The 1,156-nt window shown below is 47.3% G+C and carries 10 tRNA genes; all 10 read right to left on the bottom strand.

Annotated features, from left to right (window positions below):
• Nucleotides 1-91: 91 nt before the first annotated feature.
• A tRNA-Pro gene (locus tag L971_RS14585) sits at nucleotides 92-168 on the bottom strand.
• A 7-nt stretch (nucleotides 169-175) separates the two neighbouring features.
• Nucleotides 176-252 (bottom strand) — tRNA-Arg (locus L971_RS14590).
• 7 nt (nucleotides 253-259) lie between these two features.
• A tRNA-Leu gene (locus L971_RS14595) sits at nucleotides 260-344 on the bottom strand.
• Nucleotides 345-352: 8 nt separating this feature from the next.
• Nucleotides 353-427 (bottom strand) — tRNA-Gly (locus tag L971_RS14600).
• A gap of 19 nt (nucleotides 428-446) precedes the next feature.
• Nucleotides 447-527, bottom strand: a tRNA-Leu gene (locus tag L971_RS14605).
• Between the two features lie 32 nt (nucleotides 528-559).
• Nucleotides 560-635 (bottom strand) — tRNA-Lys (locus L971_RS14610).
• Between the two features lie 16 nt (nucleotides 636-651).
• A tRNA-His gene (locus tag L971_RS14615) sits at nucleotides 652-727 on the bottom strand.
• Nucleotides 728-738: 11 nt separating this feature from the next.
• Nucleotides 739-814 (bottom strand) — tRNA-Thr (locus L971_RS14620).
• Nucleotides 815-822: 8 nt separating this feature from the next.
• Nucleotides 823-898 (bottom strand) — tRNA-Phe (locus tag L971_RS14625).
• Nucleotides 899-921: 23 nt separating this feature from the next.
• Nucleotides 922-997: transfer RNA gene (locus L971_RS14630), tRNA-Asp, on the bottom strand.
• Nucleotides 998-1,156 lie beyond the last annotated feature (159 nt).

Raw genomic sequence — 1,156 nt, forward strand, 5'->3', positions numbered from 1 at the left:
TCTTGAAAATGACGAAGCTTGCGCTTCAATCAAAACTTGTAAAACTTTTTTTGCCTCATCGTTCAGTTTTCAAAGACCAAAATAATTAAAATGGTCGGGAAGACAGGATTCGAACCTGCGACCCCTTGGTCCCAAACCAAGTGCTCTACCAAGCTGAGCTACTTCCCGTAATAAATGGTGCACCCTGAGAGATTCGAACTCCCGGCCTTTAGATTCGTAGTCTAACGCTCTATCCAGCTGAGCTAAGGGTGCAATAAAATGCGGTCGAGAGGACTTGAACCTCCACGGTGTTAACCACCACTAGGCCCTCAACCTAGCGCGTCTACCGATTCCGCCACGACCGCATATTAAATGGAGCGGAAGACGGGATTCGAACCCGCGACCCCGACCTTGGCAAGGTCGTATTCTACCACTGAACTACTTCCGCGTTATACAATTTGAGGAGATGCGGGTGAAGGGACTCGAACCCCCACGTCAAAGACACTAGATCCTAAGTCTAGCGCGTCTACCAATTCCGCCACACCCGCATAAATATTTAAGTATAATAATTAATGAGAAATGGTGAGCCATGCAGGGCTCGAACCTGCGACCCTCTGATTAAAAGTCAGATGCTCTACCAACTGAGCTAATGGCTCATTAATTTTAAAAAAATGGGGCGGCTGAAGGGAATTGAACCCTCGAATGCCGGAATCACAATCCGGTGCGTTAACCACTTCGCCACAACCGCCATGAGAAAAATGGTGCCGGCGAAAGGATTCGAACCCTCGACCCTCTGATTACAAGTCAGATGCTCTACCAACTGAGCTACACCGGCGCTGTAAATGGTGGCTTTGGACGGAATCGAACCGCCGACACAAGGATTTTCAGTCCTTTGCTCTACCAACTGAGCTACAAAGCCACAACATATTAAATTAAATAAAATGGCGGTCCTGACGGGATTCGAACCCGCGATCTCCTGCGTGACAGGCAGGCATGTTAACCACTACACCACAGGACCACATTAATAATTGTATCGACTTTACCTATTTTAAATGTCAAAAGAAGATAAGTCAATAACTTTTTCAAAAAAATAAATCGCCTGGCAACGTCCTATCCTCACAGGGGGAGACCCCCAACTACTTTCGGCGCTGAAGCGCTTAACTTCCGTGTTCGGCAT

This window comes from Exiguobacterium sp. ZOR0005, from assembly GCF_000798975.1.
Taxonomy (GTDB): domain Bacteria; phylum Bacillota; class Bacilli; order Exiguobacteriales; family Exiguobacteriaceae; genus Exiguobacterium; species Exiguobacterium aurantiacum.